The organism is Streptomyces sp. NPDC051582, from assembly GCF_040681715.1.
GTDB lineage: Bacteria > Actinomycetota > Actinomycetes > Streptomycetales > Streptomycetaceae > Streptomyces.
Map to the genome: position 1 here is coordinate 221,003 of NZ_JBFAZJ010000002.1, position 22,519 is coordinate 243,521.

20 protein-coding genes and 1 tRNA gene are annotated in these 22,519 nt (G+C 71.6%); 9 read left to right on the forward strand and 12 right to left on the reverse strand.

Annotation, left to right across the window (positions count from 1 at the left end; translation table 11 throughout):
* Positions 1-100: 100 nt before the first annotated feature.
* The gene (locus tag AB0M92_RS04110; protein WP_366100518.1) at positions 101-742 is read right to left on the reverse strand and encodes a vitamin K epoxide reductase family protein; all 642 of its coding nucleotides are present in this window, start codon (positions 740-742) and stop codon (positions 101-103) included.
* Positions 743-934: 192 nt separating this feature from the next.
* On the opposite strand from AB0M92_RS04110, the gene AB0M92_RS04115 reads away from it, so the two are divergent.
* Positions 935-1,717 carry a DUF6227 family protein gene (locus tag AB0M92_RS04115; protein WP_366100519.1) on the forward strand — a complete coding sequence of 261 codons (783 nt, stop codon included), beginning with the start codon at positions 935-937 and terminating at the stop codon, positions 1,715-1,717.
* 7 nt (positions 1,718-1,724) lie between these two features.
* Here AB0M92_RS04115 and pfkB read toward each other — a convergent pair whose 3' ends face one another.
* The 3 genes from pfkB to AB0M92_RS04130 all read right to left on the reverse strand — a co-directional run bounded on the left by pfkB (position 1,725) and on the right by AB0M92_RS04130 (position 5,034).
* Entirely contained in the window at positions 1,725-2,675 is a 951-nt protein-coding gene (pfkB, locus tag AB0M92_RS04120; RefSeq protein WP_366100520.1) for a 1-phosphofructokinase, read from the reverse strand.
* Positions 2,672-3,430 carry a DeoR/GlpR family DNA-binding transcription regulator gene (locus tag AB0M92_RS04125; protein ID WP_366100521.1) on the reverse strand — a complete coding sequence of 253 codons (759 nt, stop codon included), beginning with the start codon at positions 3,428-3,430 and terminating at the stop codon, positions 2,672-2,674. Before AB0M92_RS04125 ends, pfkB begins: the two co-directional genes overlap by 4 nt.
* A 119-nt stretch (positions 3,431-3,549) precedes the next feature.
* On the reverse strand, positions 3,550-5,034 hold the full coding sequence (locus AB0M92_RS04130; RefSeq protein WP_366100522.1) for an MFS transporter: 1,485 nt from the start codon (positions 5,032-5,034) through the stop codon (positions 3,550-3,552).
* Positions 5,035-5,098: 64 nt separating this feature from the next.
* Here AB0M92_RS04130 and AB0M92_RS04135 point away from each other — a divergent pair, with 64 nt between their 5' ends.
* A complete protein-coding gene (locus AB0M92_RS04135; RefSeq protein ID WP_366100523.1) occupies positions 5,099-6,073 on the forward strand; it encodes a YafY family protein in 975 nt (324 codons plus the stop codon).
* A gap of 102 nt (positions 6,074-6,175) precedes the next feature.
* Here AB0M92_RS04135 and AB0M92_RS04140 read toward each other — a convergent pair whose 3' ends face one another.
* On the reverse strand, positions 6,176-7,153 hold the full coding sequence (locus tag AB0M92_RS04140) for a sigma-70 family RNA polymerase sigma factor (protein ID WP_366100524.1): 978 nt from the start codon (positions 7,151-7,153) through the stop codon (positions 6,176-6,178).
* Between the two features lie 595 nt (positions 7,154-7,748).
* Here AB0M92_RS04140 and AB0M92_RS04145 point away from each other — a divergent pair.
* A complete protein-coding gene (locus AB0M92_RS04145) occupies positions 7,749-8,027 on the forward strand; it encodes a Uma2 family endonuclease (protein ID WP_366100525.1) in 279 nt (92 codons plus the stop codon).
* An 82-nt stretch (positions 8,028-8,109) separates the two neighbouring features.
* Here the strand turns inward: AB0M92_RS04145 and AB0M92_RS04150 are convergent, their stop codons facing one another.
* A complete protein-coding gene (locus AB0M92_RS04150) occupies positions 8,110-9,648 on the reverse strand; it encodes an MFS transporter (RefSeq protein WP_366100526.1) in 1,539 nt (512 codons plus the stop codon).
* A gap of 112 nt (positions 9,649-9,760) precedes the next feature.
* Complete coding sequence (locus tag AB0M92_RS04155; RefSeq protein ID WP_366100527.1) at positions 9,761-10,462, reverse strand: TetR/AcrR family transcriptional regulator; 702 nt, start codon at positions 10,460-10,462, stop codon at positions 9,761-9,763.
* A 246-nt stretch (positions 10,463-10,708) separates the two neighbouring features.
* Between AB0M92_RS04155 and AB0M92_RS04160 the strand changes: the two genes are divergently transcribed.
* Positions 10,709-11,986, forward strand: a complete 1,278-nt coding sequence (locus tag AB0M92_RS04160) for a M6 family metalloprotease domain-containing protein (RefSeq protein ID WP_366100528.1) — start codon at positions 10,709-10,711, stop codon at positions 11,984-11,986.
* Between the two features lie 31 nt (positions 11,987-12,017).
* Entirely contained in the window at positions 12,018-12,500 is a 483-nt protein-coding gene (locus tag AB0M92_RS04165) for a RidA family protein (RefSeq protein WP_366100529.1), read from the forward strand.
* A 49-nt stretch (positions 12,501-12,549) separates the two neighbouring features.
* On the opposite strand, the gene AB0M92_RS04170 is transcribed toward AB0M92_RS04165, so the two are convergent.
* Positions 12,550-13,425: a xanthine dehydrogenase family protein subunit M gene (locus AB0M92_RS04170; RefSeq protein WP_366100530.1), complete on the reverse strand. Its 876-nt coding sequence runs from the start codon at positions 13,423-13,425 to the stop codon at positions 12,550-12,552.
* Between the two features lie 287 nt (positions 13,426-13,712).
* Between AB0M92_RS04170 and AB0M92_RS04175 the strand changes: the two genes are divergently transcribed.
* Positions 13,713-13,785: transfer RNA gene (locus tag AB0M92_RS04175), tRNA-Arg, on the forward strand.
* 128 nt (positions 13,786-13,913) lie between these two features.
* On the opposite strand, the gene AB0M92_RS04180 is transcribed toward AB0M92_RS04175, so the two are convergent.
* The 3 genes from AB0M92_RS04180 to AB0M92_RS04190 form a co-directional block, all read right to left on the reverse strand.
* Positions 13,914-14,117, reverse strand: a complete 204-nt coding sequence (locus AB0M92_RS04180) for a hypothetical protein (RefSeq protein WP_366100531.1) — start codon at positions 14,115-14,117, stop codon at positions 13,914-13,916.
* Between the two features lie 107 nt (positions 14,118-14,224).
* Positions 14,225-16,114: an MFS transporter gene (locus AB0M92_RS04185; RefSeq protein ID WP_366100532.1), complete on the reverse strand. Its 1,890-nt coding sequence runs from the start codon at positions 16,112-16,114 to the stop codon at positions 14,225-14,227.
* Between the two features lie 152 nt (positions 16,115-16,266).
* Positions 16,267-18,969, reverse strand: a complete 2,703-nt coding sequence (locus AB0M92_RS04190; RefSeq protein ID WP_366100533.1) for a hypothetical protein — start codon at positions 18,967-18,969, stop codon at positions 16,267-16,269.
* 163 nt (positions 18,970-19,132) lie between these two features.
* Between AB0M92_RS04190 and AB0M92_RS04195 the strand changes: the two genes are divergently transcribed.
* The 3 genes from AB0M92_RS04195 (at position 19,133) to AB0M92_RS04205 (ending at position 21,511) form a co-directional block, all read left to right on the forward strand.
* Positions 19,133-19,879 carry a GPP34 family phosphoprotein gene (locus tag AB0M92_RS04195; protein WP_053688257.1) on the forward strand — a complete coding sequence of 249 codons (747 nt, stop codon included), beginning with the start codon at positions 19,133-19,135 and terminating at the stop codon, positions 19,877-19,879.
* Positions 19,880-20,170: 291 nt separating this feature from the next.
* Positions 20,171-21,055: a helix-turn-helix transcriptional regulator gene (locus AB0M92_RS04200; RefSeq protein ID WP_366100534.1), complete on the forward strand. Its 885-nt coding sequence runs from the start codon at positions 20,171-20,173 to the stop codon at positions 21,053-21,055.
* Positions 21,056-21,298: 243 nt separating this feature from the next.
* Positions 21,299-21,511, forward strand: a complete 213-nt coding sequence (locus AB0M92_RS04205) for a DUF397 domain-containing protein (RefSeq protein WP_366100535.1) — start codon at positions 21,299-21,301, stop codon at positions 21,509-21,511.
* Between the two features lie 138 nt (positions 21,512-21,649).
* On the opposite strand, the gene AB0M92_RS04210 is transcribed toward AB0M92_RS04205, so the two are convergent.
* The gene (locus AB0M92_RS04210; protein WP_366100536.1) at positions 21,650-22,501 is read right to left on the reverse strand and encodes a hypothetical protein; all 852 of its coding nucleotides are present in this window, start codon (positions 22,499-22,501) and stop codon (positions 21,650-21,652) included.
* Positions 22,502-22,519: the final 18 nt, after the last annotated feature.

Below are 22,519 nucleotides of genomic sequence, written 5' to 3' on the forward strand. Positions count from 1 at the left end.
CTCCCTGCTTTCCGCGGTCCGGGCCCGATGTGCCCGTGGAGCGATGTGACGAGGGCCCCGGCAGCGTCCAGCTGCCGGGGCCCTCGGTCGTGCGGGGCCCTCAGCCGGTCCAGAACTCCCACCACCGGGTGAGGATCAGCATTCCGATCACCCCGATGTGCAGGACGGGCGGGGCCCAGCCGAACTCGGTGAAGAAGGTCCGTACCGGGCCGGGCGCGGGCAGTGCGCCCGTACGGACGTTGTGCGCGGTGACCGCCCAGAACATCAGCAGGGTGGCCGTCCAGGTCAGGCAGCACCACAGGCAGAGCGCGTTGATCTCGTACAGGGACTGGACCATCAGCCAGGTGCAGAAGCCGACCCCGAAGACCGTCCCGGCGTTCAGTCCCAGCCAGAACCAGCCGCGGTAGCGGGCGCCGGCCAGCAGGCCCGCGCCGACGCACACGACGGCCCCGAACGCGACGAGCCCCAGCAGGGGGTTGGGGAACCCGAAGACCGCCGCTTGGTCGCTCTTCATGACGCTTCCGCAGGAGACCACGGGGTTCAGACTGCAGGCGGGTTTGAAGTCCGGGTCCTCCAGCAGGAGGAACTTGTCGAGGGTGATCACCCAGGAGGCCAGCACCCCGGCGGCCCCGGTGAGCACCAGCAGCCAGGCGGGCGCCCGCCGGCCGGATTCCGGTTCACCCTCGTCTCGACTGGAGGGCAGTCCCTGTTGGCGGGGAAGGCCCACTGTTTTCGTTGCCATACGGCCCATGTTCCCGCGCTCCGGCACAGACCCGGGCGAACCATGCACATCCCGGGCCAAGTTGACCTGAAGGGGTGGCGGGAACCCCTGATGCTTCCCGGACGTTTTACCGAACCCCGGACGTGATGTCAGAGCCAGGGGCTACGTTGAGCTTCCGCTAAGTCACAAGCTGCGACGGCCTGGAGACCCACCTTGAGCGATCCGTACGAGACAACCGAGGCGCACCTCGCGCGACTCCTGGGCCGCGCCCTCAACTCCTTCGACCTGCCGGACCGGTTGGTCGAGCGCCTCGGTACGGCGCTCGCCCACAGCTCCTCGCTGTACGCCACCCACCACAGTCCGGCGGCGGGCCTCTGGCGGGAGACCCACCGGCACACGTACCTGCTGTCCGACGGCGGTTCGGCGTCCCTGTGGGAGCTGGTGTACCGGCTGGCGGGCGACCGGACGATCCGGCACGAGGTGTTCGTGAGCAAGGCGGAGGCCTGCCTGGCCGTGGCCCGGCTGTTCGGCGAGCCCCCGGCGGAGGCGGCGTTCGACCCGGACCTGGATCCGGCGCTCGCGGCCGCCGAGGAGGAGCCGGACACCGATGCGGCCTTGCTGAGCGCGCTGTTCGCGGCGACGGCGCCGGCGCGGCGGCACCGGGAGTACGCGGTGGAGGAGTCCGCCGACCACGCCCGCCGGGTGCTGCGGCGCGCGGAGAACCCGGACCGGCCCGGTGAGGGGACGGCGCTGCGGCTGCGGTCGGCGTACGCGCACCAGATCACCCAGGCGTTCGGGACCCGCCCGTTCACGGCGGACGGGCGGGGCACGGGATTCAACCTGTACGAGCACTCGTTCGTACTGCTGGACGGGAGCGAGCTCAGCCTGTGGGAGGTCGAGCACACGGCGACGCCGGACGGGCGGCACATGTGCGAGGTGTACGAGAGCGAGGTGGCCGCCCGCGGTGCGATGGAGCTGCGCGCACAGGTGAGATGACCGCCCCTCAGGGCAGTGCGGGGGCGGACAGGCGGAGCTCCGGGGACGGGTCCTGCGTGATGCGGACCGCCTCCGGGCGCAGGTCCGCCGGGGTCGGCATGGCAGTGCCCGGGAGCCGGACCGCGGCCGCGCCGTGGGCCAGGGCCGAGGCGAGGGCCTTGGGGCCGGTCCCGCCGGCGATCAGGAACCCGGCCAGAGAGGCGTCGCCCGCCCCGACGTCGCTGCGCACGGCGGTCACCGGCGCGGTGCCGTGGAAGGTGCCCTCGGCGCTCACCAGGAGCTGCCCGTCCGCGCCGAGCGAGGCCAGCACGGCGCCCGCGCCCCGCGAGCGGAGTTCCTGAGCCGCCCGGGCGACCTCGCCGAGGGTGGCCAGGGGGCGGCCCACCGCCTGGGCGAGCTCCGAGGCGTTCGGCTTGACCAGGTCCGGGCGGGCCGGGAGGGCCGCGGTCAGCGCCGGGCCCGAGGTGTCGAGGGCGACCCGGGCGCCGGCCTGGCGGCCGCGCGCGACCAGGTCGGCGTACCAGCCGGGGGCCAGACCGCCCGGGAGGCTGCCGCAGGCCGCGATCCAGTCGGGGTGGCCGGAGGCGGTGCGGACGGTCTCCAGCAGGAGGGCGGATTCCTCCGCGGTGAGTACGGGGCCCGGTGCGTTGATCTTGGTGAGGGTGCCGTCCGGTTCGACGAGCGCGATGTTGGAGCGGGTCTGCCCTGCGACCGTCACCGCCGTGACGTCCACGCCCTGCACGCCCAGCAGTTCGGCGATCAGGGCGCCCGCGGAGCCGCCGAGCGGGAGGACCGCCGTCGTGAGGACTCCCGCGGCGGCCACCGCGCGCGAGACGTTGACCCCCTTGCCTCCCGGGTCCACGTGGTCGCCGGTGGCGCGCACCACGGCGCCCCGGTCGAGCGAGGGGACCTCGTACGTCCGGTCGAGGGAGGGGTTCGGGGTGACGGTGAGGATCATACGAGCACGACTTCCGTACCGGCGGCCTCGATGGCCGCCTGCTGGGCAGGGGCGAGCCCCTGGTCGGTGATCAGGAGGTCCACGTCCGCGAAGGAGCCGAAGCGCGCGAAGTGTTCGCGGTCCGCCTTCGAGGAGTCGGCGAGCAGCACCACCCGGCGGGCGGCTGTCATCGCGGCCCGCTTGACGGCGGCTTCCGCGAGGTCGGGGGTGAAGAGGCCGTGCGCCGAGAAGCCGTTGGCGGCGAGGAAGGCGACGTCGGCGCGGATCTCGGCGTAGGCGCGCAGCGCCCAGGCGTCGACGGCGGCCCGGGTGCGGTGGCGGACGCGGCCGCCGACGAGGTGGAGGTCGATGCCGGCGTGGTCGGCGAGGCGGGCGGCGACGGGCAGCGCGTGGGTGACCACGGTGAGCGCGGAGTCGACGGGGAGGGCGGCGGCCAGGCGGGCGACGGTGCTGCCCGCGTCGAGGACGATGCTCCCGCCCCCGGGGACCTCGGCGAGGGCGGCGAGCGCGATGCGGTCCTTCTCGTCGGCCCGGGTGGCCTCGCGTTCGGTGAGGTCGGGTTCGAAGTCGAGGCGGCCGGCCGGGATGGCCCCGCCGTGCACGCGGCGGACCAGGCCCGCCCGGTCCAGGGCCTTGAGGTCGCGGCGTACGGTCTCGGCGGTGACCTGGAAACGGTCGGCGAGGGACAGGACGTCGATCCGGCCCGCCTCGCGGGCGAGCCGGAGGATCTCCTGTTGGCGCTCCGGTGCGTACATGTGGATTCGCGTCCGTTTCTGCGGATTACACCCCACTGTACGCTGATATAGGGCCATAACAAACCAAACGGGCATGTCCGCCAACAGAAGCGGACATGCCCGGAGGAGTGCGGGAGGAGCTAGCCGACGGGGACGGCTTCGGAGGCGGAGGCCTGCGTACCGCCCTCGCGCTCTTCCATCGGGATCTGCTTGCGCGGCAGCACGAACATCACCGCGAAGATCACGACGAGCACCGCCACGACCCACCACAGGGCGCCGCGGAAGGCGTCGGCGTACGGGGCGCCGAGGACCCGGTCGTCCGCGATCGACCCGAAGAAGACGACGGAGGTCAGCGCGAGGCCGAGCGCGTTGCCCATCTGGCCCGTGGTGTTGATCAGGCCGGAGGCCGAGCCGGCGTGCTCGCGCGGCACCTGGGACAGGATCGTGTCGTTCAGCGGGGCGACGATCAGGCCCATGCCGACGCCCATGACGACCAGCGGAGCGGCCATCTGCCAGGAGGCGATCCCCATGCCGTAGTGCTGCGACTCCCAGATGTAGAGGAGCAGACCCGCGGCCATGGTCAGTGCGCCGGCCTGGAGCACCTTGCGGCCGAACCGCGGGACGAGCTTCTCGACGGAGAGGCCGGCGGCGACGGAGACGGCGATGGAGAAGGGGATGCCGGTGGTGCCGGCGCGCAGCGGGCTCCAGCCGAGGCCCATCTGCATGTAGAGCGTCCAGACGAGGAAGAAGATGCCGGTCGCCAGGCCGAAGGCCAGCTGGACCGTGATGCCGCCGGCGAAGCTCTTGATCCGGAAGAGGGAGAGCTCGACGAGCGGGGAGCCGTCCTTCTTGATCTTGTACTTCTCGTACACGATGAAGGCGGCGAAGACCAGCGGCGAGGCGATCATGCAGACGAAGCCCCACAGCGGCCAGTCGTTCTCCCGGCCCTGGGTGAGCGGGAAGATCAGCATGACCAGGGCGAGGGTCGCGAGGACCATGCCGACCAGGTCGAGGCGCAGGGCCTTGGGGGCCTTGGACTCAGAGATGAACTTGCGGCCCAGGATCACGGCCGCGATGCCGACCGGCAGGTTGATCAGGAAGATCGTGCGCCATTCGAGGCCGAAGAGGTTCCACTCGGTGAGCAGCGCGCCGAGCATCGGCCCCGAGACCGCGCCGAGGCCGACGATCGCGCCGAACATGCCGAAGACCTTGCCGCGCTCGTGCGGCGGGAAGGTGACGTGGATGATCGCGAGGACCTGCGGCACCATCATGGCCGCCATGCTGCCCTGGAGGAGGCGGGAGGCGACGAGCATGCCGGGGTCGGCCGCGATGCCGCACAGGAGCGAGGCGGCGGTGAAGCCGGCGACGCCGACGAGGAAGAGGCGCCGGCGTCCGTAGATGTCCCCGAGACGGCCGCCCGTGATCAGGCCGGCGGCGAAGGCGAGCGCGTAGCCGGCGGTGATCCACTGGATCGCGCTGGTGGAGGCGCCGAAGTCCTGGCGCATGCTGGGTATCGCGATGTTGACGATCGTGACGTCGACCAGGTCCATGAAGGACGCGGTCATCACGATGGCTAGCGCCAGCCAGCGGCGGCGATCGGCGGGCGAGGTGGTCTCGGAGGTCATGGAAGGAAACTTAGACGGGATCTAGGCCAGATGGTGTCCTATTTCCCATGGCAATGTGGATCGCATGACCGACACCCCGGCACGGCTGCTGACCCTGCTCTCCCTGCTCCAGACCCCGCGCGAATGGCCCGGGAGCGAGCTGGCGGAGCGGCTGCGGGTGAGCCCGCGCACGATCCGCCGCGACATCGAGCGGCTGCGGGAGCTGGGGTACCCGGTGGAGGCCACGCTGGGCGCGGAGGGCGGGTACCGGCTGGTGGCGGGGGCCGCGATGCCTCCGCTGCTGCTGGACGACGAGGAGGCGGTGGCGATCGCGGTGGGGCTGCGGGCGGGCGCCGGGCACGCCATCGAGGGGGTGGAGGAGGCGTCCGTACGGGCCCTCGCGAAGCTGGAACAGGTCCTGCCGGGACGGCTTCGGCGCCGGGTGGGCGCGCTGCAGTCGGCGACGATCGCGGTGACCCGGGGAGACGGGCCGAGCATCGACCCCCGCACGCTCACCACGATCGCGGCGGCGGTGGCGGGGCCCGAGCGGCTGCGGTTCGCCTACCGGGCGCGGGACGGGGCGGACTCGAAGCGGCTGGTGGAGCCGTACCGGCTGGTGAGCACCGGGAGCCGGTGGTACCTGGTGGCGTACGACCTGGACCGGGGTGACTGGCGGACCTTCCGGGTGGACCGGGTGGCGGAGCCGTTCGCGACGGGTGCCCGGTTCGCGCCGCGGGAGCTGCCGGTGGACGCGGCGGAGTTCGTACGGCGCGGGCTGCGGGGCGGGGAGACGTACGCGGTGGACGTGTCGTTCGGCGCCCCGGCCGAGGTGCTGCCGGGGTGGCTGCGCCAGCACGCGGAGCCCGTGGGCGGGGGCTGCCGGGTGAGGTTCTCCAGCGGGGACTCCCCGGAGTGGGTGGCGGCCCGGCTGGCGCTGACCGCGGTCCCCTTCACGGTGCACACGCCCGACTTCCTGGCCGCGGCGGCGCGCGCTCTGGCGTCCCGGCTCACGGCGGCCGTGGCCCCGGGCACGGCCCCGGCCCCGGTCCCGCAGGGGTGAGCACGGGCGGTGAGCACGGGCGGCGAGTGCGGGCAGAGGGGAGCCCCCGGCGCCTGGGGGGGTAGGCACCGGGGACTCGTTCGGGGGGCGGTCGGTCCGGGGTCAGGCCACCGCGTCGAAGCCCGTGTCGCGGGCCATCCGCTTCAGCTCCAGCAGGGCGTGCTTCTCGATCTGCCGGATCCGCTCGCGGGTCAGTCCGTGCTGCTTGCCGACCTCGGTCAGGGTCCGCTCGCGGCCGTCCTCGATGCCGTACCGCATCTTGATGATGGAGGCCGTGCGCTGGTCCAGCTTGCCCAGCAGGTCCTCCAGCTCCTCGCTGCGCAGGAGGGACAGGACGGACTGCTCGGGGGAGATCGCGGAGGTGTCCTCCAGGAGGTCGCCGAACTGCGTCTCGCCCTCGTCGTCCACCGCCATGTTCAGGCTGACCGGGTCGCGCGCCCAGTCCAGGACGTCCCCGACGCGCTTCTCCGTCGTGTCCAGCTCGGCGGCGATCTCGGCGTGCTCCGGGTCCCGGCCGTTCTCCCGGTTGAACTCGCGCTGCACACGGCGGATCCGGCCGAGCTCCTCGACCAGGTGGACGGGGAGGCGGATGGTGCGGGACTGGTCGGCGATGGAGCGGGTGATGGCCTGGCGGATCCACCACGTCGCGTACGTGGAGAACTTGAAGCCCTTGGCGTAGTCGAACTTCTCGACGGCGCGCACCAGGCCGGCGTTGCCCTCCTGGATCAGGTCGAGCAGGGGCAGGCCACTGCGCGGATAGCGGCGGGCGACGGCCACGACGAGGCGCAGGTTGGAGCGGATGAAGATCTCCTTGGCCCGCTCCCCCTCGGCGGCGATGGCTTCCAGCTCCTCGCGGGCCGGGCTCTCGCCCTTGCGCTCTATCTCCCCGTCGAGGATCTGCCGGGCGTACACGCCCGCCTCGATGATCTGGGAGAGCTCCACTTCCTTGGCCGCGTCGAGCAGCGGGGTACGCGCGATCTCGTCGAGGTACATGCCCACCAGGTCGCGGTCGGCGATCTCCCCGCCCACAGCGCGGGCGCTGCCCCTGGACTGACTACGGGCGACGGCGCGGGTTGCCATGCGTGCTCCCTTGCAATGAGTTAGGTCGCGGTGCGGCTGCTGGAACGCGGGTGTCTCTTCGCGGTGCGTTCCTGGACACTCTCCCGAGTGCCCGCTTCCGAAGGAAACAACGACTGGAATCGGGACAGAATTCCCACGACGGTCCCTCTTTTTGGGGATCTTGCAGTATCCTGCCCCGCCACCGCGCCCGAGTGACCGTCGTCACACCCCGCGGTGCCCGTCGTGGCCACCCGCTCCATCCCTGAAGACGGCCACCGCCCCCTTCTGGTTGCCCGACCCGGCCCGCCGAATCGCCGGATACGCGACAACCACCCCAAACCCGCCGCTCCCGCACCCCTCACCTCACCCGTCCGAGTGAGGGATGGCGCATACGCCCCCGGCATGGTCGGCGCCTGGTCGGCTTCGGAGAGTCGCACCGCTCTCGCACACGAGACGTTGGAGGCCGTAATGCCGAAGGTCGCGACCTCCGCGTCGGATCAGGACGAGGCCGTGTGGGAGTCATGGAAGGCCATGGACCCCCATCCTGGTCGCACCCGAAGACCTGGAGGAACACGGCAGTGAGGACGGGGTCGGGGTCAAGGCGTCCGCCGTCCAGGTGATCATCGAGGTGGTCTCCCCCGGTCACGAGAACATCGCGCGCGACCGCACCCGCAAGCGGCGTGAGTACGCGCACGCCGGCGTTCCGGTCTACGTGCTCATCGACGACTACGACGCGGGCGGCACCGTCACCGTGCTGAGCGCGCCAGACCCCGAGCGCGCCGTCCACGAGGACGAGATGAGGGCCTCGTACGGAACCGGGGCCACCATCCCCTCGGGACCCGCCAAGGGGTTCACCATCGGTGCGGACATCACCAGGTCCGGCGGGGCGGGCTGAGCCCGGAACAAGACCGACCCCCTGTCGTTCGCATGCGAACGACAGGGGGTCGTCAGTCATCCCCGGGGTGCCCCGAGCCGCGTCAGTGGGCGATCACCGGGATCTTCACCTCGGCGTCGGCACCCGCGCCGTCACCGGAGGCCACCGGACCGCCGGCGCCCGGCCGGCCCGTGGTGATCAGCGTCAGGGCGATGGTCGAGCTGGCGACGAGGATGCCGACCGCCCACCAGATGGCGGAGGAGTAGCCCTCCACCATCGCCTGGGCCTGGATCAGCTTCGCCGCCGGGCCGCCCGCCGCGGCCTCGGCCGCGTGGTCGGTCAGGTACGCGGTCGTCGCCGAGGCGGCGATCGTGTTCAGCAGCGCGGTGCCGATGGCGCCGCCCACCTGCTGCGAGGTGTTGACCATGGCGGAGGCGACACCGGCGTCGGCCGGGTTCACCCCGTGCGTGGCCAGCGACATGGCCGGCATGAACGCCGTACCCATGCCCAGGCCCAGCAGCAGCTGCGCCGGCAGGATCAGCGCCGGGTACGAGGACCCGACCTCCAGCTGGGTCAGCAGCAGCATGCCGGTGGCGGCGAGCAGGAAGCCCGGACCCATCAGCAGCCGGGGCGGGACCCGGGTCATCAGACGGGCGCCGATCTGGGTGGAGCCCGTGATCATGCCCGCGATCATCGGCAGGAAGGCGAAGCCGGTCTTGACCGGCGAGAAGCCCTTCACGACCTGGAGGTAGTACGTGAGGAAGAGGAACAGGCCGAACATCGCGATGACGGCCAGGCCGAGCGAGAGGTAGACGCCGCCGCGGTTGCGCTCCAGCAGGACGCGCAGGGGGAGCAGCGGGGACTTCACGCGGGACTCGACGAACACGAAGGCCGCGAGCAGCAGGGCCGAGGCGACGAACATGCCCACGGTGAGCGCGTCCGACCAGCCGGCCGACTCGGCGCGGGTGAAGCCGTAGACCAGCGCGACCAGACCCGTGGTCGAGAGGATCACGCCGGGGATGTCGAGCGGGGCGCGGTTGCGGCCGCCCGCGGGCTCACGGATGATCATCCACGCACCCACGGCCGCGATGATCGCGAACGGGATGTTGACGAAGAAGGTCCAGCGCCAGTTCAGGTACTCGGTGAGGAAGCCGCCGAGGATGAGGCCGACGGCGCCACCGCCACCGGCGATCGCACCGTAGATGCCGAAGGCCTTGGCCCGCTCCTTGGCGTCGGTGAACATGACGGCCAGCAGGGAGAGCGCGGCCGGGGCCAGCAGTGCGCCGAAGGCACCCTGGAGGGCGCGGGCGCCCAGCATCATCGCCTCGCCGTTGGCGGCGCCGCCGAGCGCGGAGGCCAGGGCGAAGCCGATGAGGCCGACGATGAAGGCGTTCTTACGGCCCCACTTGTCGGCGATGCGGCCGCCGAAGAGCAGGAGTCCGCCGAAGGCCAGCGCGTACGCGGTGATGACCCACTGGCGGTTGCCGTCGGAGATGCCGAGGTCGGTCTGGGCGGACGGGAGGGCGATGTTCACGATCGTCGCGTCGAGGACGACCATCAGCTGGGCCAGGGCTATGAAGACGAGTGCCTTCCAGCGACTGGGATCGGCAGCCAGCGGCGCGGGCGCGGCTGTTTTTGACATGGGGGTACCCACTTCTGTGCGGAATGACTGAAACGAAGTCTCTGATACTGCTTACGACTGCTTGATGCTGTTTAAGACGGGTTTACGACGCTAGCGGGCGCGACCCGGGACGTCACATGGTTTTCTGCCTCAGGTCCTCAAGCGTGGCCGCCTCACCCGGCAGTTCGGAGCGGGCCGGTGCGCGCAACCCGTCCAGGAACAGCTGGAGGTGACGGTGGACGAACCCGTCGACCGCCATGCACGAGATGCCCGGCAGGGGCCGGCTGAGCTGGGAGAGGGCGACCATCAGGTCGCCGACGCCGACGTCCGTCCGGACCAGCCCGGCCTTCTGACCCGCGGTCACGAGGGTCTCGACGTTTTCCGCCAAGGCCTCGCGGGCCGCGATGAGTTCGGGGTGCTCGCCGTCGAAGTCCCCGCCGAGCATGGGGCACAGGGCGCCGATCCGCTCGTCCGCCGCGGCGTGCGTGAAGCGGCACAGCGCGGCGAAGGCGTCGGCCTCCTGCGCGAGAGCGTCCTCGGCCTGGACCGTGACCCGGTCCATGACGAAGAGCACGACGTGGTGGACGAGGGCCGCGCGGTCGGGGAAGTGCCGGTAGAGGGTCGCGTTCCCGACGCCCGCCCGACGGGCGATCTCGTCGAAGGGGGCCGCCGAGCCCTGCTCCACCAGCACCTCGCGCGCCGCCACCAGGATCCGCTCGCGGTTGCGCACGGCGTCCGCGCGCGGCCGCGGGACCGGGCCGGCCTCCGTGGCCAGCAGGTCCACGGCCGCCTCCGGGGCGGACAGGGCCGCCGCCGAGGTGGTGGGGCGCTTCATGCGGGGCCTCCCTGGGCCTGGGTTCCGTACTCGCCCCCCAAACGGGGAGTCGGTCCCCGCTTTGCGGGACTCCCGTACAAACGGGGATTGCGTCCCCGGTTATTTCACTCTCTTGTGTGACCTGGGTCACATGAGGGTTCCCGTTCGGCCGCACCCGGCGCGCGGGCGCGCCGCAGCCGACGGAGGGTGATCGCACAGAGCGCAGTCCGGGCCCGGCCGGCTGCCGCGGACCCGAAGGCGATCTTCATGCCGCAGACCCGCCACCGGATACGCACACCACGCCGCGCCGGCGCGTACATCGGCCTCACCGTGCTGGCCCTCGGGATCACCGCGACCGCGAGCACCGGGATATCCAGCCGAGGCCATTCCGCGGCCGGGCCCGTGGCCACGAGCGCCGAGTCGGCGCTGGCGCCCTGCCGGATCACCGGCGCGATGGGCGTCCAGATGTCCGAGGGACTGCCCACCCCGCCGGGGTACTCCCGCTCGACCGGCGAGGTCCGCGCGCTGAACCTGATGATCGACTTCCCGGACGCCAAGGGCGAGGGCACCGCGCTCGACCGGATGGCGGAGTTCTTCCCCCAGACCTCCGACTGGTTCCGCACCAGCTCGTACGGGCGGCTCACGTACCGGGCCGAGGCCCCCATAAGGACCTGGCTGCGGATGCCGATGCCGTTCGCCGCGTACGGGATCGAGCGCGGATCCGCGTACGAGCCCGGTTACCGCCAGCTCGTCGAGCACATCGTGAAGGCCGCCGACGCGGAGGTGGACTTCAGCCGCTACGACCTGGTCAACGTCCTGGTCACGCCGAACGCCGGACCGTCCGCCCTGGACACCGTGCTCTCCGTGACCTTCTCCGGGAACGCCGAGGCCCCGATGGCCGACGGCGTACCGCTCGCCAACACGTCCTTCGTCTACAGCCGCCAGGACGACGGCTCCGGCACGTACCGGGAAACCGGCTACCGGGTGCTCCCGCACGAGAACGGGCACGTCTTCGGACTGCCCGACCTCTACACCTCCGACGGCGGGGGCTCGGTCGGGCACTGGGACATCATGAGCGAGGACTGGGGAGCCAACAACGACCTGCTGGGCTGGCACAAGTGGAAGCTGGGCTGGCTGGACAGCTCGCAGATCAGCTGCGCCGCGAAATCCGGCGTCAGCGACCACACCCTGACCCCGCTGGCGGTGGAGGGCGGCACCAAGCTGGCCTTCGTACCGCTGTCGGAGACCGCCGGGTACGCGGTGGAGGTGCGCACCCGGGCCGGGAACGACGAGGCCGTCTGCAAGCCCGGCGTACTGATCTACAAGGTGGACTCTCAGGTGGACACCGGGCGCGGGCCCGTCGCCGTCTCGGACAGCGCGATCGGCAGCGGCGGCTGCACCCGGCGGCCCAACGTGCACGGGGAGCTGTCGGACGCGCCGTTCCGGCCGGGCGAGACCTTCACCGACGAACAGAACGGCATCAGCGTCTCGGTGGTGGGCGAGCTGCGCAACGGCAGCTTCCAGGTGCGCATCACCCGCCCCTGAGACCGCGCGACCGAACCGAGGAGAGAGCAGGATGACGACCGGTACCCCCGAGGAGCGGCTGGCCGCGGCCGGATTCACCCTCCCGAAGACGCTCGCCCCGCTGGGCGCCTACGTGCCCGCCCTGGTCAACGGGCACTACGTGTACACCTCCGGCCAGCTCCCGATGGTCGACGGCGCGCTGCCGCTGACCGGGAAGGTCGGCGCCGAGGTGACCGAGGAACAGGCCAAGGGGCTGGCCCGGCAGTGCGCGCTGAACGCGCTCGCCGCGATCGCCTCGGTGGCCGGGGACCTCTCCGCCGTCAAACGGGTGGTCAAGGTGGTCGGGTTCGTGGCCAGCGACCCGCGGTTCACCGGCCAGCCGGGCGTGGTCAACGGGGCCAGCGAGCTGTTCGGCACCGCGTTCGGCGACGCGGGCATCCACGTGCGCAGCGCGGTGGGGGTGGCGGTGCTGCCGCTGGACGCGCCGGTGGAGGTGGAGGTCGTCGTGGAGCTGCACACCCCGATGGGCGTCTGAGGCACCGGCCGGCCGGGGCCCGCCGGGCCGGTGGAGGCGCACGCTGCGCTCACTCGGCTCCGCGGCCGCGGAGCTCCTCCCAGGTCCACAGGAGCTGGCGGCGGGCCAGGACGCCCACGGCGTGGCGCCGGTACTTGGCGGTGCCGCGCACGTCGTCGATCGGGTTGCAGGCCGCGGCGGCGAGATCCCCGAACTGCTTGACGATCGACGGGGTGATCGCCGTACGGCTCTCCCAGAACCCGCCCTCGTCCAGGGCCGCGGCCAGGAACTCCTCGGCCGTCTTCGCCCGGACCGGCGTGGGGGCCGCCGAGCCGATGCCCGTACGCACGCTCCGGGTCCGCGGGTGCAGGGCCAGGCCGAAGGCGCAGACGGCGATGACCATGGCGTTGCGGGTGCCGACCTTGGAGAACTGCTGGGGCCCGTCGGCCACCGAGACGTGCACGGCCCTGATCAGCTCGTCGGGGGCGAGGGCGTTGCGCTTGACGCCGGTGTAGAAGGCGTCGATAGGGATCAGCCGGGAGCCCCGTACGGACTCCACCTCGACCTGCGCGCCGGCGGCGAGCAGCGCCGGGTGCGCGTCACCGGCCGGGGAGGCCGTACCGAGGTTGCCGCCGACGCTGCCGCGGTTGCGGATCTGCGGGGAGGCGACGGTGTGCGAGGCGAGGGCCAGGCCCGGGAGCGGTGTCCGCAGGTGCTCCATGATCTGCGTGTACGTGACGCAGGCGCCGAGCCGTACGACGTCCTCGCCGGTCTCCCATTCCCGCAGCGCCCCGATGCGGTTCAGGTCCATGAGGTACTCCGGCCGGCGGTGGTCGAAGTTGATCTCGACCATCACGTCGGTGCCGCCGGCGATGGGCACGGCGGTGGGGTGCTCGGCCTTGGCGGCGAGCGCCTCCTCCCAGCCGGCGGGACGAAGGAATTCCATGGGAGTCCCATCGACCGGCGCGTTCGGCCTCAAACCGAATCAGCCGGAATTCCCCTGCGGGGAGACACGTCCTCGGGCCGGACCGCCCCGGCGACACCCGGCAGGAGGCTGCGCCGGGCGAACCGGGTCGTACGCGGCCGCACCACGGCGGGGTCGAGCACGTCCCCACTCCCACCCCGACGCCCACAACCCCCAGGTCACGCCCACGCGTTTGGCTCCGCCCCGCTCCTGCCGCAATCCGTGCGACCACTCCCAGCACGATCCGCTAGGCTGTCAGCGGCCAGTTCGCCTTCGTAGCTCAGGGGATAGAGCACGGCTCTCCTAAAGCCGGTGTCGCAGGTTCGAATCCTGCCGAGGGCACAGTGGAGAAGGGCACCTACCGAAATCGGTAGGTGCCCTTCTGCGTGAGGCGGGTCAGGCGACCAGGTCCGCCGGTGGTGGCGTCGACCTTGAGGTCGGCCATCTCTCCCGCGTCCTGGATCTCAAGATCAGCTCAGGCCTCTGCTGCGTTCACCGATGCGGTCACCCTGCGGAGTGCCGGCCCGCTTCAGGGCCGCCTTGGTGTGCGCTCCGCCCTTGACCTTGCTGCGCACGAGACCGTCGAAGCCGTGGCCTGCCGGGCGCGGCGGCCGATCCGGCTCCAGGCCCTGGAAGGCCTCTCGGAAATCCTGCCTCTGCTGCTCTTTGCTCATCCCGTCGTCAACTCCCTCGGGAAGCACCCAATCGGACTATTGGGATGGTATGCAGATATGAGGAGCAACGCACCCGGACCGACCGTAAAAACTCCCGATCAAGCCGGTCAGGGGCGCGGCGGAGCCGGACGGTCCGGCTGCCCCGCCAGCCACCGGGTCAGCTCCTCCGGACAGGGCGTCCCGCGCGGCAGCTGGTACTTCGCCGCCACCCGGTACACCCCCGGCCCCGGAGCCAGCAGCTCCGTCCAGACATCGCCCGCCGCGTCGGGAGCGGCCTTGAACAGGCACCCCGCCGTGTTCGCGTATTCCTTGCCCAGCGCGCCCGAGCCCGCGCCCCCGCCGCGCGCCTTCGACGCGAACGTCTCCTGCGGCGGCGGCACCGGCCTGCCCGCCCCGTCCACCAGCCCCAGCCACGGCGAGTGCGGGATCCGTACGAGCACCCGCCCGGCCGCCTTCACGTCCACGACCAGCTGGTCCGCGCCCGCGCGCACCACCGTGGCCGACCCGGACACCAGGTCCGTCGGCCCGTCGACCTTGAACAGCCGCCAGTTCCGGTCGCCCCACACCTGCTCCAGGTACGGAAGCCCCTCGCGCACCAGCTTCGCCTCGTCCTCGCCACCCGAATCGGGTTTGTCGGACGGCAGCACCACGTAGTGCACGGCCCAGCGGTCCAGCCACTCGCGGTAGCTCTCGGCCGTGAGGGTGTCGTCGTAGAAGAGCGGATTGCGCTCCAGGTCGGCCTGCCGGTTCCAGCCGCGCGCGAGGTTCACGTACGAGGGGAAGGCGGAGGACTCGCGGTGGCTGCTGGCGGGCACCACCTCGACCCGGCCGCGCGCCGCGTCCGCCTTCTTCAGCTGGTCGACCAGCGGGGCCAGCTCACGGTTCCAGGCGGCCACCGGGGTGGTGCGGACGATGTCCGTGATGCTGTTGGCGGTGATCCAGACGTTGATCCCGATGAACGCGAACAGCACCCCGTACCAGCGCCTGCTGCGCGGGACCGCGTACGGGAGGGCCGCGAGCAGCACGGCCGTGCCGAACAGCATCACCAGCCGGGTGACGTTCGAGCCGACCTGCGAGTCGATCGCCCAGGTCAGCAGCACCCCGAACGCGTACACGGCGGCGGCGATCCGGACCGTCTTCCACCGCTTCGGCACGAGGAACAGGATCGCCAGCCCGAACACGAACGGCGGAGCGGCCGAGCCCAGCTTCATCGGCTGCGTCCCGGAGAACGGGAACAGCCAGGCCGACAGCCCGACGACCGCCGCCGGGGCGAGACCCAGCGCGTACGCCCCCGGGCGCCGTCCGCTCAGGAACAGCGCGGCCGCGATCACCCCGAGGAAGAGCCCGGCCACCGGGCTGGAGGCGGTCGCGAGAGCGGCCAGCGGGGCCGCCACGGCCGCCTTGGCCCAGCGCCGCTCCGCCCATTTGCGGGGCCAGCAGAAGACGGCGGCCACCGCGGCGAGCGCGAACATCGCGCCGAGCCCGAAGGTGACCCGGCCGGACAGGGCGTTGCACAGCAGCCCGTAGACCCCGGCGAGGGCCGGCCACAGCGGCTCGCGGACGGTGCCGCGGCTGCGGGTCAGGATCAGCGCGAGCAGCCCGGCCGAGACCGTGCCGGCGACCATCATCGTGGTCCGCACGCCGATCATGTACATCACGTACGGGGACACCACGCTGTACGAGACGGGGTGCATGCCGCCGTACCAGGCCAGGTTGTACGCCGAGTCCGGATGGCGGCCGACGAACTCGGCCCAGGCGTCCTGCGCGGCCAGGTCGCCGCCGCTGTTGGCGAAGCTGAAGAACCAGATGACGTGCAGGAGGGCGGCCACGGCGGTGGCGACGAGCACGGGGTGGCGACGGAGCAGACCGATCGCGCGGGAGCCCGCGGCGGGCGGGAGCGCCCCTATGCCGCCGGGTGCGGCCCCGGGCACGTCGCCTCCGCCGGCGGCTCCGGATGCACCCCGGTCTCCCTTGCTCTGCTGCTCAGCGGTGGTCACTGCACTACTCCCCGGATTCTCCGGACTTCCCGGACTCCCCGGGTTCACCGGAGCATCGATCGAACTTCTGCATGCCGTTCCCGGCTCGCTAGACGCGCGGCGGCGCCCCGGGGTTGCCCGGGGCGCCGGATCACGCGGTATCGCGGGGGCTGTCAGCCGACACGGGTCAGTTTGCTGCCGATGCCCGGAGCGGCGAGGTCGCTCTGCAGCGCCACCGGCACCTTCACCTGGCTGGCCCCTTCGCCGACGGTCAGGACGCCGATCTCGGTGCCCGCCTTGGCGGTCTGCGGCAGCTTGCCGTCCCCGGCGCCGAGCTTGACGTTGACCGTGAGCGACGGCCAGCCGACCGCCTCCACGTCGGCGGTGGCGACGACCGGGGTGTGGCCGCCGAGACCGTCGTCCACGTACCCGACGACATCGCCCTTCTTCGCGACGGGCGCGTTCACCAGCATCTTCTGCGTGGCCAGCATGACCTGCTTGCTCGCCGCGATCGCCGTGTCGAGGATCGGGACGCCGTACTGGCCGAGCACCGCGCCGACGATCAGCTGCTTGGTCTTGCCGACCTGCTTCTCGGCGGCGAAGAGCAGATTGCCCCCGGCCTTGGTGGTGGAGCCGGTCTTGATGCCGAGCGCACCGTTGCCCGGGATGAGCGTGTTGTAGTTGCGCCACTTCTTGCCGTACTGGTCGGTCCATTCCGGCAGCTTGGTGATCGCGATCAGCTCCGGCATCTCCACGACCTTGAGACCGAGCTTGACCTGGTCCTCGGCCGTGCTGACCGTCGTCGCGTCCAGGCCCGAGGGGTCCGTGTACGTGGTGTTGGCCATGCCCAGTTCCTTGGCGGCCTCGTTCATCTTCTTGACGAACGCCTCCTGGTCACCGCCGGCGTCCCACCGCGCGAGCAGCCGCGCGACGTTGTTGGCCGACGGGATCATGATCGCGGCGAGGGCGTCGTACTCCGAGATCTTGTCGCCCGCCTTGAGGGTGCCGACCGTGGACTCGCCCTCGGAGCTCTTGGCGCCGTCGTCGACCGCCGTCTGGTCGATGTCGATCATCGGACCCTTTTCCCCCTTCTTGAGGGGGTGGTCCTTCAGGATCACGTACGCCGTCATCGTCTTGGCGACGCTGCCGATGGCGACCGACTTCTGCTCGCCGAAGCTGCCGACGGTGCCGAGGCCCGCCGCGGCCATGTAGCCCTGGCCCTCCTTCGGCCAGGGCAGGACCGGGTTGCCGCCGTCGAAGGTGTACGAGGACTTCGCGGTCATCGTGAGCTTCGGCTCGGGCATGGGGCGCACGAGCTGGACGACCGCCAGGACGATCGCGAGGAGCGCGACGAGCGGGGCGTAGATCTTGAACCGCCGGACGGCCGTGCGCATCGGGCTCGGCGGCGGGGGCGGGTTGTTGGTGAGGTCCGCGAGCATGTCGAGCGGCGGCTTGGGAGGCAGCGGCTGCTGCGTGGTCCGCTCGGTGTGCTCGGGTACGGGTACGGGGGCGGGGGCCGCCGGGGCGGCCTTGGCCGGAGCCGGAGCCGGGGCCGGGGCCGGCGGGGCGGCCGCCGAGGCGGGCTTGGCCGGAGCCGGGGCGTCGTCCTTGCGCAGCGGAACGAACGTGCTGGCCCGCTCCCCGCCGACCGCCTTCGGCGGCACGGGCCGGGAGGCCGCGGGCTTCTGCGAAGCCGGGGCGGGGGCCGGAGCAGGGGTGGGGGTGGGGGCCGGAGCCTTGGCGTCCGGCTTGACGGCACGGAACACGGCGGTGCGCTCGCTGTCGGCCGCCTCGTCGGCGCCCTTGCCCGCGGGGCCGGATCCGGAATCCACCTTCGGGGCGCGGAACACGGCGGTGCGCTCGCTGTCCCGGGAGGCCTTGTCGTCATCGGCGGAGCCGGAGCCCCGCTCGGCGCTCCCCGGCTTCACGGCGCGGAACACGGCGGTGCGCTCGCTGTCGTCCGCCGAAGCGGAACCCTCGGGCCGGCCCGCCGGAGCCGAACCCGGCTTCCGGGCCGGAGTCCCGGCGGAACCGGAACCCTCGGGCGCGGAGGCCGCGCCACCCCGGGCGGGAGCCGAACCCGGCTTCGCGGTCGAGGCATCGGCGCCAGCCGAACCGGAACCCTCGGAAGAGGCGGCCGAGCCGCCCCGGGCGGGTGCCGAACCCGGCTTCACGGCGCGGAACACGGCAGTGCGCTCGCTGTCCTGCGCCGACGGCTTGGCCGAGGTATCGGCAGCCGGCGACTTGTCCGTGCCGGACTCCGAAGCGGAATCCTTACGCGCGGTACCGGAACCGGAACCCGCTGCCGGGCTCCGCTCGCCGTCGACCGGCTTCCCGGGGGCGGATGCCGGGGCATCCGTACCGCTGCCCGTCTCGTCGGGAGTCGGAGTCGGAGTCGCGGCCGGGGCCGGGGTGGCGGGCGGGCGCGGGGCGCTCGCGTCGGCCTCGGCCTCGGCCTCGGCCGGGGTCGGATCGGGCTGCGGCTCGGCCGGCGTGACCGACGGGGTGCGCAGGGCCGTCGTGCGGTCGCTCTCGGCCGGGGCCGGGGCGGCGTCCGCATCCGCCTCCGCAGGCGCGTCGGAGTCCGCGTCCGCATCAGCGTCGGAGCCCGCGTCGGAGCCCGCGTCGGAGCCCGCGTCGGAGTCCACCCGACCGGAGGACTCCGTCTCGTCCTCGGTCGTGGCCACCCACGCCGCCACCGCGTCGCGCAGCGGGTCGCGCTTCTCGCCCGCGGTGCCCGACTCCGGTTCCCGCGGCCGGAACACCGACAGCCTCGGGTCACGCTCCGCGGAGGACATCGCCGCCCCCGACGCTCCTTCATCAACCGACTTGTCGGGGGACTCGCCCGCCACCAGTTCCTCCTCGATCGCCACCACGTCCGGCTGTCCGAATGTCTAACAGTGTCCCGTCTCGGGAGCATCGCCCCCGCGCTAGACGAGAACGACATAGTTGCCGGTTCCCCCACAAAGCGACCAGGCGCTCTCGACAGATGAATGTGAGAGGCGTCACCCTGTCACTCATCCACGCGGGGAGGCATGGATGGGCAGGAGCCGCAGAACAATTCCGGAGGAGCTTCTGCTGCTCGCTTTGGACCCGACCACGGGTACCACGGCGCAGCCGCAGTCGCTCGACCTCGGCCTGGCCGGGGCACAGCTAGTAGAGCTGGCTCTGGCAGGACGGATAGCCCCTGACGGGGATCGTATCGCCGTGGTGATGCCACGGCCGACAGGAGATCCGACTCTGGACTCCGCACTGGAACTGCTGCGCAGGCGCGGCAGCCCGGTACGGGCCGTCCACTGGATCGGTGGACCCCGGCTGGGGCTCCGCCAGATTTACCTCGCTCATCTGGAGCGCTGCGGCATGGTGCATGCCGTCGCGGGCCAGATGTGCGGAGTGCTGCCGACGACTCGCTACCAGGCGACCGACACGGCGATCAGCCGGGAGATCCGTGCCCGGCTCGACAGTGCGATCCGCACCGGCGTACCGCCGGACCCGCGGACCGCGGCGCTCGCCGCACTGGCCCACGCGGTCGGACTCGGCAAGCACCTGTACCCCGGCAACGAGGGGCGGTCGTCCAGATCCCGGCTGCGGGATCTGATCCGGCACGACCCGATGGGCGGTCTCGTGGCGCACGCCGTCATGGACGTCCAGAACGGCGTGGCGGCGCAGCCGCGCCGCGACCGTGCACCGGCGGCCCCGCCGCCCGCCCGGGCCACGGCGAACGGCGTACCGATGCAGGCGCGCCGGACGGGTGCGATGGCACGCGCCGGTGTGGCCGCGCACTGATCCACCCGATCCACCCGATCCACCCGATCCACCGGACCGAAGGACTTTCGGCTCCACGGCTTTACCGATTCACCGCTCCACCGAACCGCCATCGCCGCAACCGGCGTCCCCGATGACCCGGTTCGGGAGCCGCCAGCGCGCGGGACGGCGGGGCCGGTCCGCCGGCCCCGCCGTCCCGCGCGTCTGCATTTCCGGGCCGTTCTCCGGCGCCGCCCCGCCCTTCGGTGGCAGTCTGCTCACCATCAGACACGCAGAGAGACAGAACCAGAAGAAGGCGGAGGTGCCGTTCAAGTGGCGTCCAATGTCAATCCCACCGTCCGACGCCGCCGACTGGGCATGGAGTTGCGCAAGCTCCGCGAAGACAAGGGCATGACGGCCGAGCAGGTCGCCGAACGCCTGCTCGTCTCCCAGTCGAAGATCAGCAGGCTGGAGAACGGCCGCCGTTCCATCAGCCAGCGCGACGTCCGCGACCTGTGCGACGTGTACGAGGTCGAGGACCGCCGGCTCGTCGACTCCCTCATGCAGATGGCCAAGGACTCCCGCCAGCAAGGCTGGTGGCACGCCTTCGGCGACATCCCGTACAGCGTGTACATCGGCCTGGAGACCGATGCCGCCAGCCTGCGCACCTACGAACCCCAGATGGTGCCCGGCCTGCTCCAGACCCCGGAGTACGCCCAGGCACTCATCCGCGGCGCGCTGCCCGAGACCGCTCCGGTCGATGTCGAAAAACGCGTACAAGTGCGCATGCACCGGCAGAAACGGCTCTCCGAGACGGACAACAACAATCCGGAAGTCGGACCGTTGCGCCTGTGGGCGGTCATCGACGAAGCCGCGCTGCGCCGGCACGTGGGCGACCCCCAGCTGATGATCAAGCAGCTTGAGTACTTGATAGAGCAGTCCGAACAGCCGTACATCACCGTGCAGGTGATGCCGTTCTCGATGGGCGCCCACCCGGGCGTGAACGGCCAGTACGCGATCCTGGAATTCCCGGACGCGTCGGACTCGACGGTGGTCTACATCGAGGGCGTGACGAGCGACCTGTACCTGGAGAAGGCCAATGACGTCCAGAAGTACAGCGTGATGTACGAGCACTTGCGCGCGCAGGCCCTCAACGTGGAACAGACGCGGCACTTCATCGGCGAGATCATCGGCGAGTACGCGGGCAAGGGGCGGTAAAGGCGGCAGGGGCGGTAGAGGCAGAGAACGAGGTAAAAGGGGAGGAAACCGGGCAGGTGGCGAGGGGGGCCGGTACGGTACACCGTCACTCCCCGGCCACAGAAGTCCTGAATGGAATATGCCACTCGGTCGGGTGAATGACCCCTTCACCTGTCCGGAGGTGCCGGTAGCGTCGATCACGTCGGTCAGGGAAGCGAAATGGCCGACACCCCACTGGCACGACTCGCTGAACCGGAGAGAAACATGGCTATTCGTCAGGGCGCCACGGACAACTGGATCAAGTCCTCCTACTCCGGCGGAAACGGCGCTTGCATCGAGGTCAAGTCCCCGGTCGTGGAGGCCATCGCGGTCCGCGACTCGAAGGTGCAGGACGGTCCGTCCCTCACCTTCGCGCCGGGTTCCTGGACCTCCTTCGTCGCCGACGTCACCGAGGGCCGGCTGGGGCGCCTCGCCTGAACGTCACGGCGTACGGCCCCGCCGGTCCCTCCTCTGCATCACGCGCCACGACCGCATCACCCGCACCACCCGCTCCACTGACTGAAGCCCTCTCGACTGGCCCGCCGTCCCGGCCGAGGGGGCTCGGCCATGTCCGCCCTACCGGAGCTCCCCCACGTACCGGTCCGTTCCCGGCACCGTCGGGATGAACGGCGCCACCAGCTCCACCCGCCCCAGCCCGGCCTCCGCCACCTCGGCGTCCAGGCCCCGGAACCGGTCCCAGCAGGCGCGCGGATCGGCCTCCAGGAACCACAGCAGCGTCAGCCGGGTGTCGACCCCCTCGACCTGCTTGACGTACGTCATCCGGTCGCCGGGCAGCGGAGTCGGCCGGAAGACCGTCACCATCGCGGCGGGCGAACCGTGCAGCCGCTTCGGCAGGGCGCGCGAGCGCAGCCACTCCAGCAGTTCCGCCCGCTGCTCGGGGCCGTCCGCGTCGACGACCTGGAGGACCAGCCCGGCGTACGGGTGGTCGAGGGCGTGGAAGTCCCGGGGACCCGCCGCCCCGTCGCGGTAGACCGTCGCCTCGTGGTCCTGGAAGGACGTGAACACGTGGGTGCGGTCCTGGTAGACGCGGCCGTCCCGGTTCAGCCGCTTGTTGATGCCGACCGTCCACTTCATGTGCTCGTCGTAGCGGCCCTCGGTGACCCAGTACGCGGAGATGTAGCACCCGGCGGTGACGGGCTGGGCGACGGCCGACTTCTCCGGGTAACGCAGCTCCTGGAGCTCGCGGGTGGCGACCCAGCGGCGGCCCGCGTACATCCAGGGCATGGCCATGGCGCCGGCGTAGTAGTGGTCGTCCTCGTACCAGCGGTTGTACGCGTACTCGTGGCCCGGATGCGGCTCCACCATGGTGATCAGCGCGTGGCCGGGTCGGACCCCGTACGGGCCGACGGCCGCCAGAGCGGCGTAGTCCTCGGGCCGGGCGTCCTCGCGGCGCTCATGTGTCGTCATGCCCAAGGGTCTAGCTGA